An 18,118-nucleotide genomic window follows, 5' to 3' on the forward strand; every position below is an offset into this window, starting at 1 on the left:
TTCACGTCAGCCTTTTCCGTGGGAAGAGGTGATGCGCGCGGGTTTTGGTTTGCTGCGGCTTTCTTCAAAAGACTTCTGGGCCATGACCCCACGCGAACTCGGCGCCGTTCTTGGGCCTGTTTCGCAGAGCATGAGCATGAATGCTCCTTCGCGCGTGACACTCGACGCGCTGATGCACGCCTTTCCCGACAGGTGATTAAACATGACTGATGAAACTGTAACCGTTTCCGTCGAGGCGGACACGAGTGCTTTTGATCGCGCGCTGACCGATCTTGAAAAGCGGTCGTCAAGCTTTGGCGCAAGCCTGACAACAGCACTGAAAAGTGCAATTGTTTCCGGCAAAGGGCTTGACGATGTGCTGCGCGGACTTGCGAGCAGTCTGGCAGGTTCAGCGCTTTCTGCAGGACTTCAACCACTGCAAAATCTTGGTTCCTCGCTAATGTCGAGCGTAATGGGCGGCATCCGGGGCATCATGCCTTTTGCCAAGGGCGGAGTGGTTTCAAGCCCGACTTATTTTGGCATGGGTAATGGTTCGCTGGGCCTGACAGGTGAAGCTGGTGCAGAGGCAATTTTGCCGCTGGCGCGGGGTGCCGATGGCAGGCTGGGTGTAGCGACGGGCGGCAGCGGGGCAAAGCCTGTTCAGGTCGTTTTCAACATGACATCGCCTGACGCATCCTCCTTCCGAAAGTCAGAAGCTCAGCTTTCCACCATGCTCGCCGGTGCTGTGCGCCGTGGCGCACGGAGGATGTGAGATGGAAGCCTTTCACGATGTCCGTTTTCCGCTTGGCGTATCATTCGGTTCCACCACCGGAACCGAATGGCGCAATGAAATTGTAACGCTCACATCAGGCATGGAAAAACGTAATGCACGCTGGGCGCATTCACGCAGGCATTTCGATGCGGGCACGGGCTTGCGCTCGCTGGATGATCTGAAAACTGTGCTTGCCTTCTTTGAGGCACGACGGGGATCATTGCATGCCTTCCGCTTTCGCGATCCGTTTGATTTTTCCTCAGCAAACGGAACTGCCGCACCCTCACATAATGATCAGCGCATCGGAAGCGGTGACGGTGTTACAGCGGGCTACCAGCTTGCCAAACAATATGACACTTACAGTCGTCCGGTCACACGTCCTGTCATCGGGTCGGTGGTGGTCGGCGTTAATGGCGCAAAACTCAACGAGGGGGAAGCTTATACGCTCGATCATGCCACGGGAGCTGTCTCTTTTACCTCGGATTATGTGCCAGTGGAGGGCGCTCAGGTGACGGCTGGCTTTCTGTTCGATGTGCCGGTCCGCTTCGACACAGATCGGCTGACAGCAAGCATTGCCTCCTTTCAGGCGGGTGAAATTCCCTCCATTCCTATCATCGAGGTCAAGGCATGATCCCTGTTCCCGCGCAACTTGAATCACATCTCAAGGGTGAAGTGACAAGCCATTGCTTTGCATGGCTTATCAGACGTTCCGATCAGGTGGTGATGGGCTTTACGGACCATGACCGGAGGTTTGATCTCGATGGGGTTTCCTGCGAACCGCTGACGGGTCTTAACAGTAGCGAAGCCACAACAACACTTGGTCTTTCCATCGCGGGCGGCGATGTCGAAGGTGTGTTGTCTTCGGCACGCATCAGTGAAGCGGATATTGAGCAGGGGCGCTATGATGGTGCTGTGGTTGAAAGCTATCTCGTAAACTGGAATAGGCCGGACCAGCATATGCTTTTACGTCGCTGGACGGTTGGGGCGATCACGCGCTCAGGCGGCCGTTTTGTCATGCAACTAAAGGGTGCAGCGGCAGCCTTTGATGCTGTTTGCGGAAGGCGTGTTCTGCGACAGTGCGATGCCGTGTTGGGTGATCAGCGCTGCGGCGTTAATATCAGCGATCCGCACTTCTTTGTGAATGGTTCTGTGACCAGTGCAGAGGGTGCTGCGCTGAGCGTCGCGGGTCTTGAAGGTTTTGCCAGCGGCTGGTTTACGCAGGGGCGACTGACATGGACAAGTGGTGCCAATCGGGGTGCATCGGTGCGTGTTGTCGCACAGAGCGGCAACGCTCTGAGTCTTACAGAGACACCAGTGCTGGCTGCAAAACCGGGCGACGGTTTTCGACTGGTTGCAGGTTGTGACAAGAGCTTTGCCACCTGTAAGGCGAAGTTTGCCAATGGCACGAATTTTCGCGGCTTCCCACACCTTCCCGGAAATGATGCCGCCTTCGCTTATGTCAGTAGTGGCAATGAATATGATGGGAGCGCACTGGTCCCATGAATATTGCTGACAAAGTTCTCACCGAGACTGAGCGCTGGATTGGCACGCCCTATCGACACGGTGCTTCCACACGCGGCGTAAGCTGTGATTGTCTTGGTCTGGTTCGCGGTATTTGGCGTGCGCTTTATGGTGTGGAGCCGGAAATACCCGTTGCCTATGCGCCGGATTGGGCTGAGGCAGCGATGGGTGAACCGCTGTTAGAGGCCGCATCCCGGCACATGCAGCCACGCAGCGGGGGTGATCCGCAGCCGGGCGATCTGCTTATCTTTCGTTGGCGTTCCGATGTTGCGGCCAAGCATCTTGGCATCATGACGCGTGAAAACCGCTTTATCCATGCCTATGAGGGGCATCGCGTCATGTCTTCGGCACTGGTGCCGCAATGGCGCAAGCGTATCGCCGGAATTTTTATTTTCCCTGAACCAGAAAGTTAAGCAATGGCGACTGTTGTTCTGCAAGCCGTAGGCGCTGCTGTTGGTGGTATTTTTGGCCCCGTGGGTGCTGCCATTGGCGCGGGGCTTGGTGCTATGGGTGGCTATGCCATTGATACGGCCATCATCAATTCGACCCGTCATATGGAAGGCGCACGCCTCAATAGCGGCCGCGTTGCGACAGCCGAAGAAGGGGCGGCTTTGCCATTCGTCTATGGCACGGCACGGCTTTCCGGCACATTAATCTGGGCGACATGTTTTGAGGAAAAGAAAACCACAGAGCGGCAGGGCGGAAAGGGTGGGCCGAAAGTTACCTCCTATAGCTATTTCGGCAATATGGCTTATGCGATCGCGGAAGGCGAAATTGCTGGCATTCGCCGTGTCTGGGCGGACGGGCAGGAGCTTGATCTCACCGAGATCGAAATGCGTGTTTATCATGGCACTGATACGCAGCAGCCCGATCCATTGATCGAAGCGAAACAGGGTACAGGAAATGCTCCGGCCTATCGCGGAACGGCGTATGTGGTTTTCGAGCGTATACCGCTTGATGTCTATGGCAATCGACTACCGCAATTTCAGTTTGAGGTTCTGCGGCCGATTGGAAAAGTCGCGCGCGATGTGCGTGCTATAGCACTCATTCCCGGCTCGACAGAGTTTGGCCTGTCACCATCGCCTGTTACCGATCAGATGGTATTGGGTGAGCGTCGGACACTGAACCGCAATGCAAAACGTGGACGCGGCGATTGGACTGTAGCCATGGATGAGCTGCAGGCGCTTTGCCCTCAGTTGCAGCACGTGGCGATCGTCTTGCCGTGGTTCGGCGACGACTTGCGCGCAGGATTATGTCAGATCAGGCCAGGCGTGACACATCAGAGTTCGTCATCATCAAGTCAGACTTGGAAAGTTGAGAAAGTAACGCGTAGCGGTGCGCATTTGATTTCCACGAGTGGCGAGGGCGCTGCCTATGGTGGCACACCATCTGATCAGAGTGTGATTGATGCGATACGTGATGCGAAAGCGCGTGGCTTGAAGGTAACGCTATATCCTTTCATCATGATGGATATTCCTGCGGATAACCAATTGCCAAACCCTGATGGTGGAAACGGGCAATCCGTCTATCCATGGCGCGGACGTATCACCTGCCACCCTGCCATTGGCGTTGCAGGCTCTCCCGATAGGACCGCAGAGGCCGCCAATCAGGTCGAAGCTTTCGTCAATGGAACATGGGGTTACAGGCGTTTTCTGAATCACTGTGCGAGTCTCGCGGTGCAGGCAGGTGGTGTGGATGCATTTCTGCTAGGCTCTGAATTGCGTGGCCTGACCAGTATTCGCGAAAGTCGCGATGCTTTCCCCTTCGTCACCCATCTTTGCACACTGGCTGCTGAAATGCGCGCCAAACTTGGGGCTAGCTGCCGCATCAGTTACGGTGCGGACTGGAGCGAATATTTTGGTTATCAGGCGCAGGACGGCACAGGCGATCTCTATTTCAACCTTGATCAATTATGGGCACATCCGGCAATCGATGCGATTGGTATCGATAATTATATGCCGCTGGCCGATTGGCGTGATGATGATCTTGAGGGCGGCAACCCGGACGGTTTTGAAGGCGCGTACGACCTCAACGGCCTGAGCAATAGCGTCGAAGCGGGTGAAGGCTTTGACTGGTACTATGGAAGTCACGAAGATCGGGAACAGCGAAAGCGCACGCCCATTACCGATGGTCTTGCAGGCAAGCCATGGGTCTATCGCTACAAGGATATTCGTTCGTGGTGGAGCAATCCGCATTATAACCGCGTGGATGGCGCCGAGACTCTGACGCCAACGGCATGGGTGCCGCAATCCAAGCCCGTTTGGTTTACCGAACTCGGTTGTCCGGCTGTCGATAAAGGACCAAACCAGCCCAATGTTTTCCCTGATCCAAAATCCTCGGAAAATGCGACACCCTATTTCTCGAATGGTTCACGCTCCGACATCGCCATGGATCGCTTTTTGCGGGCGCATTATCAGTATTGGCCGGAGCATAATCCGGTCTCCCCCGTCTACGGTGGGCCGATGCTCGACATGGATCGCATCTATCTTTGGTCCTGGGACACGCGGCCATTTCCCGAATTTCCGCTCAAAGGTGATGTGTGGGGCGACACGCCAAATTGGCGGCTAGGCCATTGGCTCAATGGCCGCTTGAGCGGGATTGCGCTTGATGAACTTATCGCTGCCGTTCTTGCGGATTTCGGTTTGCCGGATGCCGACTGCTCGGGTGTTGATGGTCACCTAACCGGTTTTGTTATTGGGGAGCCAAGTACAGCGCGCGGTGTGCTGGAACCGTTGATGAATGTGTTTGGTATTCATGGTTTTGAGCAGGCAGGCCAATTTGTGTTCCGTAGCATTGGTCGCGCGGCGCCTTTGCTTGACGTTACGGCGATGCTTGTTGAACCGGCCGATGGCGAAGTGCTGACTGCGGTTCTTGAAGATCCGGGTGATTTACCTTCGGTGGCAGAGCTCTACTGCAACGACCCATTGCGTGATTTTCAGGTGGTTGGCGCATCGGTGCGACGCGATACGGGACAAGGCACCGAAAGCCTCAGCTTGTCCGGCTCCATGGAGCAAGGGCAAGCGAGCGCTCTCGCAGAGGCTTGGATGGCGCGCCGCTATGCTGAGCGCCGGACTGCAAGTTTCTCACTGCCTTGGTCTGAGGCGGCGCTTCATGTTGGCGACCGGGTGCGACTTGATATGCTGGGCGGCGGCCGCAACTACATCGTTTCGTCGCTGGAAGACGGCGAGGTGCGTGCGGTAAAAGCTGTGGCCCTGGCACCGAATATTGTTTTTGCAGATAGGGGAGAGACGCCGCAGCTTCCTCCAGGTGAGCCGGTTTCGGATATGAAACCGATTTTCCATCTCATTGATCTGCCATTGTGGCCGGGTGCAGACGACCCAGCTGGTCAGTTCCGCATTGCCGCGCATGCCAAGCCATGGCGAGGGGTGGTGGCCTATGCCTCTCCAACCGGCGATGGCTTTGCAGAACGCGGCCTCATCACGGAGCGGGCGGTGATGGGTGAACTGACCGCGCCATTAGAAGGCGGCCCGAGCGGACGAAAGATTGATGCGCAGACTATTGAGCTGGCACTTTATTCGGGTGAGTTGCAATCACAGCCATTTGCTCAAATCCTCAATGGGGCGAATATGGCGATGATCAAATCCCCCGATGAAAAATGGGAGGTGGTTCAGTTTTTGGAGGCTGAAGAAGTTGGACAAAATCGCTGGCGATTAAGCAATCTCCTACGTGGGCAGCTTGGCACTGAAACGGCAGCATGGCTCGAAAAACCAGCTGGTACGCCGTTTATCTTATTTGACGGCGGCGTGCAGAGCATAGGCCTGACACCATCGGAAATCGGGCTGGAACTCAATTGGCGCGTAGGCGCGGCAGGTAAGCCATTTTCTGATGAATATTTCGATACGGTCACAGCCATTGGTGGTTTGCAGGCATTGAGGCCACTGAGTCCTGTGCATCTGAAGGTTGATCAGCTCAACAATGGTGATCTGTCATTCAACTGGATCAGACGTGGGCGAGTTGATGCCGATAGTTGGATGGGGGCAGACATTCCACTTGGCGAGGATAGCGAGAGCTACAGTGTGGAAGTCTGGCAGTCAGAAGTGCGCGTGAGGACCATAGAAGTATCCACTGCATCGTGGGCATATCCCAGTGCTGCAAGACTTGCAGAAGTTGGAAGCAGCCCTTTTGAAATTCGGATTGCGATGCTGAGCACAAGGGTCGGTGCTGGCGATTTTGCCTCAATCGAAATTCTGAGCAATTCCTAATAGAAAAGGATAATTCATGACTGATGATAAAGCCTGGTATCTTTCGCGCACTGTCTGGGCTGGACTTGTTGCGTTGTTTCTGTCGCTTGCAGGTGTGTTTGGTCTTGTCAGCGAAACCGTGGATCAAGGTGCACTGACTGATGTATTGCTGCAACTTGCCACCGCAATCGCTGGCCTTGTCGCCATTTTTGGTCGGATAGGGGCAACTTCGCGCATTTCATAATTTTATAAACCGTGATAGCAGGGTTATTAAATATGCTTGATCCCGGAATGTTGACGGATGCTCCGGATGATCTTATGTGTAAAAACAATGGTTTAAATAGTGGCTGTTTCAATACGAGGCATTTGCTATTTTATGGGCTTAATTTCCTTTGTGTCCTTCAATGAACTGCATTGTTCATGCATCGTTCAGCTGACAGGCGCTATATAAGGGACATGATGAAACAGAACCCTGCTCTCAAAATTTTCGCGCTTCTGGCCGTTAGCATTGGTCTGTTGCCGGTCAGTGCCGGTGCCCTGCCAATTGCGACGCCTCAGAAATCAAACGTCTTTGTCGCTGCCGCAGCTGATTGCGCCGCAGTTGGCGAACAAGTGGCTGCCTCGCAGGGCGGTCAACTGGCTAAATCAACGCCGACAACGCAGAATGGCCGAGCCATGTGTGTGGTCGTGGTGCTTATACCAGGGCGCGATGGTGAACGTCCGCGTCGCGTTGAAGTGGCTGTACCCGCACAATAAGCGGCTTTGCTACGGCAATAAGCAAGGAAATATGGCTTGCGTATTCTGATCGTTGAAGACGATAAAGATCTCAACAGGCAGCTTTCGGATGCTATGGCGAGCGCAGGCTATGTCGTAGACAGCGCTTTCGATGGTGAAGAAGGCCATCATCTCGGCGATACCGAACCCTATGATGCGGTGATCCTCGATATAGGTCTGCCACAGATGGACGGGATCAGTGTTGTCGAGCGCTGGCGGCGCGATGGCCGTGCAATGCCAGTTCTCATGCTGACAGCCCGTGATCGCTGGAGCGATAAGGTTGCCGGTATCGACGCCGGTGCCGATGACTATGTGGCAAAGCCTTTTCATATTGAAGAAGTCATGGCGCGATTGCGCGCACTGATCCGGCGCGCGGCAGGCCATGCATCTTCTGAGCTCGTCTGCGGCGCACTTCATCTTGATACCAAGACGTCTAAGGCAAGCGTAGACGGCGTGGCGCTTAAACTCACGTCACATGAATATCGGCTGCTTTCTTATCTCATGCATCATATGGATGAGGTGATTTCTCGGACTGAGTTAGTTGAGCATTTGTACGATCAGGACTTCGATCGCGATTCCAATACGATTGAAGTTTTTGTCGGTCGCCTTCGTAAGAAAATGGGCGTTGATCTGATCGAAACTGTGCGCGGCATGGGCTATCGCATCCGGTCTGATGGGCAGGGAGATGTGAAAGGGAGCGGGAACTGAAGCTTCTTCGCGTTTTTCCCCCTTTGCGTTCGCTGGCTATCCGCGTTGTCACGCTTTCGACGCTGTGGGTCATTATCGCACTTGTCGTCGTCGCAACACTTATCAGCACACTTTATGGCGATGCAGCGCGTAACAATTTTGAGCGCTTGCTGACGGCTCATCTGTTCAGTCTTGTGGGCGCGGTCAGTATAACGCCAGATGGCACTCTTCAAGGGCGTCCGGAACTTGGAGAGTTGCGCTATTCCAGTCCACTTTCTGGCTGGTATTGGTCAGTTGATCCCATTTCGAAAAATGTAAGCGGCAAACTGCAATCTCTATCGTCAATTGGGCGCCTCGTTCCAGAAATCCCTGTATCGCAGGTGCCTTTCGACAGCTCTTTCATGCGCAGCTACACTCTGCCGGGGTTGAATGGCGAAGAATTATATATTGTCGAAACCGAAGTCGTTCTGGATAATGATAATCGTGTTGCGCGCTTTCGCGTGATGGGCAATCTGAGTGAAGTCATCAGTGAAATCTCAGACTTCCGGAAAAAGCTCGCTTTCTATCTTGCGATTTTTGGCCTTGGCAGTGTCTTCATCAATGCTGGCATTATTCTGTTCGGACTCCGTCCACTTGATAAGGTGCGTCAGGCACTTGCAGACATTCGCGAAGGGCGCTCAGCAAAATTAGATACATCGCTGCCGATTGAAATTGCGCCTCTTGCCAAAGAAATGAATGCGCTGATCGAAAACAATCGTCGCATTGTCGAGCGTTCCCGAACGCAGGTTGGCAATCTTGCGCATTCACTGAAAACACCGCTTTCGGTTCTTGCCAACGAAGCGCGAAGCATTGGCGGCCAACAGGGGCGCGTTATTCTTGAACAAAGCGAAGCGATGCAGGTGCAGATACAGCATTATCTGCAACGCGCGCGCATTGCAGCGCAGCGCGATAGCGTTGTATTTAGAACGCCAGTTACGCCAGTTCTGGAGCGCATGAAGCGGGTGACGGTTAAACTCAATCCGTCTTTCACTATCAGTTTTAAGAATACGTTGCCGGGTGCAGTCTTTGCCGGTGAGAAGGAAGACCTCGAAGAGATCGTTGGCAATCTTGTTGAAAATTCAGGCAAGTGGGGGCGTAAGCGTATAAAAATTACGCTCCGAGCAGCTGTGGATGTTAAACGTCAGTTTGAGGTTCTGATTGAGGACGATGGTCCCGGACTTGCGCCAGATAATATAGAGGCGGCATTAAAGCGGGGTAATCGCGTTGATGAAACCAAGCCCGGCACCGGGCTCGGTTTGGCAATCGTTCAGGATACTGTGCGCGAATATGGCGGAAGTTTGCATCTAGCAAAAAGCACTATGGGCGGGCTTGCAGTACGCGTTGTGTTGCCGCTGACTGAAGATTGAGAGTTGTTTTTGCCGCAAGGCTCACTACAAGGTTAGGGTGAAAGCTGCATTTTGCGATCATATGCATGCTTATCTTTATGAAGGCCGGTTTATTATGATGATGGTTTCCAAGTTCTCTGCTTCGCTTTTGATTGTTTCTATTGCGCTTACGCTTTCTGCCTGTGGAACATCCGGCGGTGGCAAGGGCGGTGGGCTGACATCACTCGGCGGTCTTTCTTCAAAGACAGAAACGCGTCCGGACCTTCTTGCATCGTTGGGTAACGGTTTGCTTGGCAGTTCCGTTGGGCAATTAACTGCGGCTGATCGTAAAAAAGCGCTTGAAGCAGAATATCGTGCACTTGAATATTCACCGGCGGGCAAAGTTGTCTCTTGGAGCGGTAGCGCTTCGACATCTGGTGACGTCACTGCCGCACAGCCTTATCAGGTCGGATCGCAGAATTGCCGCCAATATACGCACAGTTTCACAATAGCTGGGGCGCCGCAAAGTGCGCGTGGTACAGCCTGCCGTAACGCCGATGGAAGCTGGACACCTCTGACATAATTTTTTGGAAATATGTGAGTCGTTTCACTTAGATATGCGCGCCGCGCATCGCTATTATTTCCTCTATGCGCGGGCATGCTTGAAAAGCTGCATTTTACGATGATTGCTTTGCGGCGAATTGCCCTAGTCGCCCGGATTCGGCACTGTTCGAGTTGGTTTTTATGCCGACCGGGATTAAGTCTCAGCCATGGAATTCTGGTTGACTGCCGCCGTGCTGACTTTTGCAGCTACAATGATTGTTTTGTTACCGCTTACTCGGAACAAGCAGGAATTTTTGCCCCCTGAAAAAAATGATCTGGAAGTTTATCGTGATCAGCTGCGTGAGGTCGAGGCCGATGCTGCACGCGGCATGATCGACGCGCCAAGTGCGGAGCAGGCGCGGATTGAAATATCCCGTCGAATTCTCAATGCTGAGAAAAGCAATTCAGACGCGATTTCGAGTTTCAAGCAGGCGCGTTCAGGGCGTATTCTTGGCTTTGTATCGGTGCTGTCAGTCCCTTTGATTGCGTGGGGTGTTTATCCAATTTTCGGTGCTCCCGATGTGCCATCAATGCCATTGGCTGCACGCTTGGAAAACAGTCCGCAAAACAGCTCTGTTGACGAGTTGATCGCTCGCGCCGAAGCGCATCTGGCACAAAATCCAAATGATGCGCGTGGTTGGGATGTATTGGCACCAATTTATCTGCGCATTGGTCGGGGCAATGACGCAGTGAATGCTTATCGCGCGGCGATGCGGCTTGAAGGCGAGAATTTCCCGCGAGTACTCGGCCTCGGTGAAGCGCTTATCGCTGTATCTGGTGGTCCGGTAACGGCAGAAGCGGAAGGGCTTTTCAACAAAGCATCAGCATTGAACCCGGACGATATTCGGCCGCAATATTATCTCGCGCAGGGCGATTTACAGGACGGTAATTCAGAAGGGGCTGTGAAGCGCTTGCAAAGCCTTCTCGATAAAGGTCCAGCTGATGCGCCTTGGCGCTCACAGATTGAAAAAGCGATTGCTTTTATCCATAATTCGACCAATTCGCCATCAGTACCTGCAAAGGGGCCAAGCACTGAGGATGTCGATGCCGCTGCTTCTATGAATGCGGAAGATCGTCAGGCGATGGTTGAAGGCATGGTTCAGCGTCTCGATCAAAGCTTGCGTGAAAACGGCGCGGATCTTGAAGGCTGGAAGCGTTTGGTGCGCTCTTACATGATCCTTGATCGTCGTGATGCAGCTGTCGACGCGCTGAATCGTGGTGTTGCGGTGCTGGATAGCAAGCAGCAAGTTGAGCTAAAAAGTTTTGCCGCAGGGCTTGGTTTGGAAGCAGGGAGCGCAACGCAATGAGTGCGACCGCAGAAGGCAATGAACGCAATATAAAGCAAGCCGGAAATCTGGCCCGCAGCGTCAGCCGTAGAAAGCGTAAGCGACTGATGCTGATTGGCGGCGCTCTGGTCGTGCTGGCGGTTGCTGTCGGTCTTATGCTCATGGCTTTCAGTCAGGATATTCGTTTCTTCCGAACGCCTGCCGATCTGACGGAACAGGAAATTACTTCCGGCGCGCGATTCCGATTGGGTGGTCTTGTCGAAGAAGGTTCAGTTGTGCGGGAGGGTAGTGAGCTTCGTTTTACAGTCACCGATACAATCAAGACCGTCAAAGTCGTTTTTGAAGGCATTGTCCCTGATCTATTCAGAGAAGGACAGGGCGTTGTTGCAGAAGGTCGCTTTGAACCAGATGGTATTTTTCGCGCGGACAGTGTCCTTGCAAAGCACGATGAAAATTATGTCCCGAAAGACCTCGCCGATAGCCTGAAAAAGAAGGGCGTTTGGGAAGGTAAATGATGGGAACTGGAAAAAGCCTATGAATGTCGAGATTGGTCATTTCGCGCTGGTTCTGGCACTGGCATTGTCAGTGGTTCAGTCAATCGTGCCTGTGGTTGGTGCACAGCGCCGCGACATGCAGCTCATGGGCGTTGCAGTTCCAACAACACTTGCAGTTTTCGCGCTGATTGCTTTTTCTTTTGCAGTCCTGACTCTTGCTTATGTTGTTTCCGATTTTTCAGTGCTGAATGTCGTCGAGAACTCGCACTCGCAAAAGCCGATGCTTTATAAGATCACCGGCGTCTGGGGAAATCATGAAGGCTCAATGCTGCTTTGGGTGCTGATTCTGAGCTTCTTTAGTGCGCTTGTGGCTGCCTTTTCCGGCAATTTGCCAGAAACTCTACGCGCGAATGTGCTGGGTGTGCAGGGCTGGATCGGAACGGCATTTCTAGCGTTTATCATTTTTACCTCCAATCCCTTCACGCGCATTGTTCCCGCGCCGATCGAAGGTGGCGATCTCAATCCGATTTTGCAGGATATTGGTCTCGCGATCCATCCGCCGCTGCTCTATCTTGGCTATGTCGGTTTTTCGGTTTGCTTTTCGTTCGCTGTTGCAGCGCTCATCGAAGGACGTCTGGATGCGGCATGGGCGCGCTGGGTTCGCCCTTGGGCGCTGGTCGCATGGATGTTCCTCACAGGCGGTATCGCAATGGGTTCGTACTGGGCCTATTACGAGCTCGGCTGGGGCGGCTGGTGGTTCTGGGATCCGGTCGAAAACGCCTCTTTCATGCCGTGGTTGGTCGGCACGGCGCTGCTGCACTCAGCCATTGTCATGGAAAAGCGCTCAGCGCTTAAAATCTGGACAGTGCTGCTCGCGATCCTGACATTCTCGCTCTCCCTGCTTGGTACATTCCTTGTCCGTTCGGGTGTGCTGACGTCTGTTCATAGTTTTGCGACCGATCCGGGACGTGGACTATTCATTCTTGCCATTCTCGCGATTTTCATCGGTGGATCGCTGTCACTTTTTGCGCTGCGCGTACAAAGCCTGTCATCGGGTGGGTTGTTTCAACCGATTTCGCGTGAAGGTGCGTTGGTCTTCAACAACCTGTTCCTCACTACAGCTGCCGCGACCGTGCTCATTGGCACGCTCTATCCGCTATTGCTCGAAGTGCTGACTGGCGAAAAGATTTCTGTCGGCGCGCCTTTTTTCAATATGACCTTCGGGCCGTTGATGGTTCCGCTGCTGATGGCTGTGCCTTTTGGTCCGTTGCTGGCGTGGAAACGTGGCGATCTTTACGGCGTTGCACAACGACTAATGACGGCTTTTGCGCTGGCGCTTATTACCGTTGGTATTGTTCTTTGGCAGAGCAACTCCCATTCGGTGCTGGCTGCGATGGGTGTAGGTCTTGCCGTATGGCTGATTGTCGGAAGCCTCACTGACCTTTGGCTCAAGGCAGGCATAGGCAAGGTTTCTGCTTTTAAAGCGTTGTCGCGGTTTAAAGGTCTTCTGCGTTCAGTCTTCGGCACAGCTCTTGCGCATATCGGTCTTGGTATCACACTACTTGGGATCGTAAGTGTAACCACTTATGGCACTGAAAATGTTCTGGTTATGCGTCCGGGTGACACAACGAAGGCAGCTGATTATTCGCTGCGTTTTGAAGGTATGCGCCCGCTAACGGGATCAAACTTCACCGAAAATCGCGGCGATTTCACGCTTTTTGATTCCTCAAATCGTGATCTCGGAATTGTCCACTCGTCAAAGCGGTTCTTCCCGGCTCGCCAGATGCCCACGACTGAATCGGGTATCAAGACGCTTTGGTTCAGTCAGGTCTATGTGGCTCTTGGCGATGAACCGGGTGATGGCTCTATCGTCGTGCGTGTATGGTGGAAGCCGCATGTGACGCTGATATGGTACGGTGCGCTGGTGATGATGATAGGTGCAATTTTCTCGCTTGCTGATCGCCGCCTGCGTGTTGGCGCGCCGTCGAAGCAGCGTAAGGCATCATCGAAAGAAGCGGGGGCGACGATATGAAGATCGGCAGAAAGTTCGTCACGGCTTTACTGACATTTTTTCTGGCGCTTCACATGTCCGTCGCTTTTGCGGTTAATCCCGACGAAGTCCTATCTGACCCATTGCTTGAAAAACGTGCTCGCCAAATCTCGGCGGAGCTGCGCTGCATGGTCTGCCAGAACGAATCAATCGACGATTCCAATGCCGAACTCGCGCGTGATTTGCGAATTTTAGTGCGCGAACGTCTGACATCGGGCGATTCCGATAAGCAGGTCGTTGATTTTGTTGTCGACCGCTATGGCGAGTTTGTTCTTTTAAAGCCACGCTTCAACGCACAAACAGCGATTCTCTGGGGCTTTCCCGTGATCGTACTTCTGTTTGGCGGTATTGCTTTAATGATTGCTTTTCGTCGGCGAAATGCGGTTCCTGACGTGCAAAAGCCGTTGTCAGATCGCGAAAAATCTGAGCTTTCCCGTCTTCTCGACGATAAATAGCAATCTTGCTGGGTTCCAACCTTACAAAACTTTCATTTTCCGGAAATTGAGCGGTAAGGTAGCGCTGACTATCTTAACATCATAACGGATTAACAGGGTCGGTGCCGCCCAAGAGGACCAACCCCGGATTGCTTCTTGTAAGGAGAGCCATATGTCGAAGATCATTACTTCCAAATATCGCAAGGGCGTTGCAGCAATTGCGCTGTCCGCAGCGCTTGCTGGTGCGTTTGTCGCAACCGGCCCGATGGGTGTTATGGAAAATGCGCGGGCCGATGCGGTGAGTGTGAATGCACCGCAGCAGGCTGGCTTTGCGGACTTGGTTGAAAAAGTGCGCCCAGCAGTTGTCAGTGTTCGCGTCAAGAAAGACGTGCAGGAAGCCGATAGCCGTGGCCAGCAGATGCAGGCCCCTCCCGGTTTCGATCAGTTGCCAGATGGCCATCCGCTGAAGCGTTTCTTCCGCGATTTCGGCATGGAACCGCGTGGTGATGCACGCCCTGAAGGCCGTCGTCCGGGCAAAGGTCCGAAGGCGCGCCCCGGTCATGAACGTCCTTTCGCACAGGGTTCCGGCTTCTTCATTTCTGAAGACGGCTACGTTGTGACCAACAATCACGTCGTTTCAGACGGCGATGCCTACACTGTTGTTCTCGATGATGGCACAGAAATTGACGCCAAGTTGATAGGTACTGATCCGCGTACTGACCTTGCTGTGCTTAAAGTCGATGAGCCAAAGCAGAAGTTCACTTATGTGAAGCTCGGCGATGACAACAAGATCCGTATCGGTGACTGGGTTGTTGCTGTTGGTAATCCGTTTGGCCTTGGTGGCACTGTAACATCTGGTATCGTCTCGGCTCGTGGTCGCGATATTGGCGCTGGCGCTTATGATGACTTCATCCAGATCGATGCGGCCGTTAACAAGGGCAATTCTGGTGGCCCGACTTTCGACCAGACAGGTGAAGTGATCGGCATCAACACCGCAATCTTCTCGCCTTCCGGTGGTAGTGTCGGTATCGCTTTTGCAATCCCAGCATCGACGGCAAAGCAGGTTGTGGATCAGCTTATTAAGACTGGTTCTGTAGAGCGCGGCTGGATTGGTGTTCAGATTCAGCCTGTAACGAAAGACATTGCTGCGTCGCTCGGTTTGGCCGAAGAAAAGGGTGCAATTGTATCCTCGCCGCAGGCTGATGGACCTGCCGCAAAAGCTGGTGTTAAAGCTGGTGACGTGATCACTGCTGTCAACGGCGATCCTGTTAAGGATCCACGTGATCTTGCCCGCAAGGTTGCAAACGTTGCACCGGGCGAAAAGGCGGTTCTGACTGTCTGGCGCAATGGGAAGGCTGAAGAGATCGATATTAAGATCGCAGCAATGCCTAAGGATCAGGCGAAGGCCGGTGCTCAGCAGAATGATGGCGGCAGCGATCAGGGCGATACACTCGACTCCTACGGTCTCACGGTCACGCCTTCTGAAGAAGGTGACGGTGTTGTCGTAACCAATGTCGATCCTGACAGCGATGCAGCAGATAGGGATATCCGTTCCGGAGACATTATCGTTTCAGTCAACAACCAGACTGTTAAAAGTGCGAAGGATATCGACAAGGCTGTGGCAGAAGCTGAAAAGTCCGGTCGTAAGGCTGTCCTCTTGCAGGTGCAGCGCGACGATCAGAGCCGCTTCGTTGCTCTGCCAATCAATCAGGAATAAGCCTGAGGCTTTTGATTGGTTAGCATACCGATACAAAATGGCAGGCGGATACCCGCCTGCCATTGCTTCATTTTCCCTGACAACCTATTGTTTTTACAATCGCTGTCGCTTGCTTTGGGGTAGAGCCATGAAAATTCTCGTAATTGAAGATGACCGCGAAGCGGCCCGCTATCTTGAGAAGGCCTTTAGCGAGGCTGGCCATTCTGCAGACATTGCAGGTGATGGTGAAACTGGCTACGCGCTCGCGGAACATGGCAATTATGACGTTCTGGTGGTTGACCGGATGCTGCCAAAGCGCGACGGACTTTCGGTGGTTGCAGGCCTGCGTGCAAAAGGCATGGAAACCCCCGTCCTTATTCTTTCTGCCCTTGGCGAGGTGGATGACCGCGTGACGGGTCTGCGTGCTGGTGGCGATGATTATCTGACCAAGCCTTATGCTTTCTCCGAGCTTCTGGCCCGTGTTGAAGTTTTGCAGCGTCGCTCAAGTCCGCGCGAGGCCGATACGATTTACCGTGTGGGAGATCTGGAGCTCGACCGACTTGCACACACCGCACGCAGGCAAAATGTTGATATCACACTCCAGCCACGCGAGTTTCGCTTGCTGGAATATCTGATGCGTCATGCAGGACAGGTTGTTACCCGTACGATGCTGCTTGAAAACGTCTGGGATTACCATTTCGACCCGCAGACCAATGTGATTGACGTACATATTTCTCGCTTGCGATCAAAAATTGAGAAGGGCTTTGACGGTCCACTGCTGCACACCGTGCGCGGTGCTGGCTATATGCTCAAAGCCGCAAAATCCAAAACTGCTGCAAGCGCTAAGGTCGACTGATGGGCCGCTTCTCTGCGCTGATGCGGACAACTGCCGCTCGTCTGTCGACGCTCTATCTGCTGCTGTTTGCTGTGGGGGCGGTTGCTTTGGTCTTCTACATGACCAATTTGTCCGCATCGATCATCAATAGCCAGACGCAGGAAGCGCTGGGCGAGGAAGTTGCCAGTATCGGCAAAGCCTATTCGCGTGGCGGCATACCTCAGCTTGTGCGGACCATTGACTATCGTTCGCGTCAGCCGGGCGCTTATCTTTATCTGGTTGCGGATCAGTCAGGGCGTATCCTTTCCGGCAATGTTGAAGGTGTAGAACCGGGCGTCCTGGACACCGACGGCATCGTTGAACGGGCGTTTAAATATCGTCGCTATGGCGAGCAGGGCACCGAAACGGAACACCGCGCGATTGCCGTGGTGATCGCGTTGCCAAATGGCATGCGCTTGCTGGTGGGCCGTGACCTTGGTGAGCCGGAACGCTTCCGTGATCTTGTCAGAAGCTCGCTGATGCTGGCACTCGGCATTATGGGTGTTGGTGCGCTGCTGATCTGGTTCTTTGTTGGCCGTCGCGCGCTGAAGCGTATTGATGATATGTCGCGAGCGTCACAGCGCATTATGGATGGTGATCTGACGGGCCGGTTGCCAGTCAATGGTTCCGGCGATGAGTTTGACCGTTTGTCTGGTAATCTTAACGTTATGCTTGGGCGTATCCTTGAACTCAATGAAGGCCTGAAGCAGGTTTCCGACAATATCGCGCATGACCTCAAAACGCCGTTGACGCGCTTGCGCAACCGTGCGGAGGAAGCTCTTTCCGGCAAGAAGGCCGGACCAGAATATCGGGCTGCACTGGAAGATATTATTGGAGAGTCTGACCAGCTGATCCGTACTTTCAACGCGATATTGATGATTTCTCGGCTAGAGGCTGGTTATTCATCAGAAAATCTCGATGACATGTCGGTCGCTCCAATCGTCAGCGATGTGGCCGAAATGTATGAGCCGGTCGCAGAAGATGCAGGTGCTCAGCTGATACTGGGTGCGCTTGATGATGTGCCGCTGCCCATCAATCGTGAGCTCGTGGGTCAGACGGTTTCCAATCTCGTAGACAATGCCATTAAATATGCGCTGAGCAGTGAAAATTCTGCCACCGTAACGCTCTCGATGGAACGCGATCCGCAATGGCTGCGCATTGTTGTCGCCGATAATGGTCCGGGTATCCCGGAGGAGAAACGTGAACAGGCGACTGAGCGTTTTGTGCGTCTTGAAGAAAGCCGTACACAGCCGGGATCAGGACTTGGTTTAAGTCTTGCCAAGGCAGTGATGAAATTGCACGGTGGCGCTCTGCGTCTTGAAGATAATGGGCCGGGCCTGCGCGCCGTATTAGAGTTCCCTTTGCCGAAAGACGCCTAAATT

At 53.6% G+C, this 18,118-nt stretch carries 17 protein-coding genes and 1 pseudogene; all 18 read left to right on the forward strand.

Translation table 11 applies throughout. The features are described 5' to 3' along the window. Positions 1-22: 22 nt before the first annotated feature. Positions 23-196 (forward strand): annotated as a pseudogene (locus RI570_RS09530) (rcc01693 family protein); the annotation flags it as partial. 6 nt (positions 197-202) lie between these two features. After that, positions 203-751: a phage tail tape measure protein gene (locus RI570_RS09535; RefSeq protein ID WP_313828190.1), complete on the forward strand. Its 549-nt coding sequence runs from the start codon at positions 203-205 to the stop codon at positions 749-751. A gap of 1 nt (position 752) precedes the next feature. After that, entirely contained in the window at positions 753-1,382 is a 630-nt protein-coding gene (locus RI570_RS09540) for a TIGR02217 family protein (RefSeq protein ID WP_313828191.1), read from the forward strand. Beyond that, positions 1,379-2,254, forward strand: a complete 876-nt coding sequence (locus RI570_RS09545) for a DUF2163 domain-containing protein (RefSeq protein ID WP_313828192.1) — start codon at positions 1,379-1,381, stop codon at positions 2,252-2,254. Before RI570_RS09540 ends, RI570_RS09545 begins: the two co-directional genes overlap by 4 nt. Continuing rightward, positions 2,251-2,685 (forward strand): NlpC/P60 family protein, encoded by a 435-nt coding sequence (locus tag RI570_RS09550; protein WP_313828193.1) that lies wholly within the window; start codon positions 2,251-2,253, stop codon positions 2,683-2,685. Before RI570_RS09545 ends, RI570_RS09550 begins: the two co-directional genes overlap by 4 nt. A 3-nt stretch (positions 2,686-2,688) precedes the next feature. Further along, positions 2,689-6,495 carry a glycoside hydrolase/phage tail family protein gene (locus tag RI570_RS09555; protein ID WP_313828195.1) on the forward strand — a complete coding sequence of 1,269 codons (3,807 nt, stop codon included), beginning with the start codon at positions 2,689-2,691 and terminating at the stop codon, positions 6,493-6,495. Between the two features lie 16 nt (positions 6,496-6,511). Next, the gene (locus RI570_RS09560; RefSeq protein ID WP_313828196.1) at positions 6,512-6,718 is read left to right on the forward strand and encodes a hypothetical protein; all 207 of its coding nucleotides are present in this window, start codon (positions 6,512-6,514) and stop codon (positions 6,716-6,718) included. A gap of 215 nt (positions 6,719-6,933) precedes the next feature. Continuing rightward, positions 6,934-7,230: a hypothetical protein gene (locus RI570_RS09565; protein WP_313828609.1), complete on the forward strand. Its 297-nt coding sequence runs from the start codon at positions 6,934-6,936 to the stop codon at positions 7,228-7,230. A gap of 36 nt (positions 7,231-7,266) precedes the next feature. Next, positions 7,267-7,956 carry a response regulator transcription factor gene (locus RI570_RS09570; RefSeq protein WP_313828197.1) on the forward strand — a complete coding sequence of 230 codons (690 nt, stop codon included), beginning with the start codon at positions 7,267-7,269 and terminating at the stop codon, positions 7,954-7,956. Between the two features lie 74 nt (positions 7,957-8,030). Then, positions 8,031-9,341 carry an ATP-binding protein gene (locus RI570_RS09575; RefSeq protein ID WP_313828611.1) on the forward strand — a complete coding sequence of 437 codons (1,311 nt, stop codon included), beginning with the start codon at positions 8,031-8,033 and terminating at the stop codon, positions 9,339-9,341. A 94-nt stretch (positions 9,342-9,435) separates the two neighbouring features. Continuing rightward, positions 9,436-9,882: a hypothetical protein gene (locus tag RI570_RS09580; RefSeq protein ID WP_313828612.1), complete on the forward strand. Its 447-nt coding sequence runs from the start codon at positions 9,436-9,438 to the stop codon at positions 9,880-9,882. Positions 9,883-10,069: 187 nt separating this feature from the next. Continuing rightward, positions 10,070-11,209, forward strand: coding sequence for a c-type cytochrome biogenesis protein CcmI (gene ccmI / locus RI570_RS09585; RefSeq protein ID WP_313828198.1), 1,140 nt, complete (start codon positions 10,070-10,072; stop codon positions 11,207-11,209). Then, entirely contained in the window at positions 11,206-11,703 is a 498-nt protein-coding gene (ccmE, locus tag RI570_RS09590) for a cytochrome c maturation protein CcmE (RefSeq protein ID WP_313828199.1), read from the forward strand. The genes ccmI and ccmE overlap by 4 nt, the downstream gene beginning before the upstream one ends. Before the next feature lie 19 nt (positions 11,704-11,722). Next, on the forward strand, positions 11,723-13,714 hold the full coding sequence (locus tag RI570_RS09595; RefSeq protein ID WP_313828200.1) for a heme lyase CcmF/NrfE family subunit: 1,992 nt from the start codon (positions 11,723-11,725) through the stop codon (positions 13,712-13,714). Further along, a complete protein-coding gene (locus RI570_RS09600) occupies positions 13,711-14,187 on the forward strand; it encodes a cytochrome c-type biogenesis protein (RefSeq protein ID WP_313828201.1) in 477 nt (158 codons plus the stop codon). The genes RI570_RS09595 and RI570_RS09600 overlap by 4 nt, the downstream gene beginning before the upstream one ends. A gap of 151 nt (positions 14,188-14,338) precedes the next feature. Beyond that, positions 14,339-15,883, forward strand: a complete 1,545-nt coding sequence (locus tag RI570_RS09605; protein WP_313828202.1) for a Do family serine endopeptidase — start codon at positions 14,339-14,341, stop codon at positions 15,881-15,883. A gap of 127 nt (positions 15,884-16,010) precedes the next feature. Next, positions 16,011-16,718, forward strand: coding sequence for a response regulator transcription factor (locus RI570_RS09610; protein WP_313828203.1), 708 nt, complete (start codon positions 16,011-16,013; stop codon positions 16,716-16,718). Continuing rightward, positions 16,715-18,115 carry a HAMP domain-containing sensor histidine kinase gene (locus RI570_RS09615; RefSeq protein WP_313828613.1) on the forward strand — a complete coding sequence of 467 codons (1,401 nt, stop codon included), beginning with the start codon at positions 16,715-16,717 and terminating at the stop codon, positions 18,113-18,115. The genes RI570_RS09610 and RI570_RS09615 overlap by 4 nt, the downstream gene beginning before the upstream one ends. Positions 18,116-18,118 lie beyond the last annotated feature (3 nt).

Source organism: Brucella pseudogrignonensis (genome assembly GCF_032190615.1).
GTDB classification, from domain to species: Bacteria; Pseudomonadota; Alphaproteobacteria; order Rhizobiales; family Rhizobiaceae; genus Brucella; species Brucella pseudogrignonensis_B.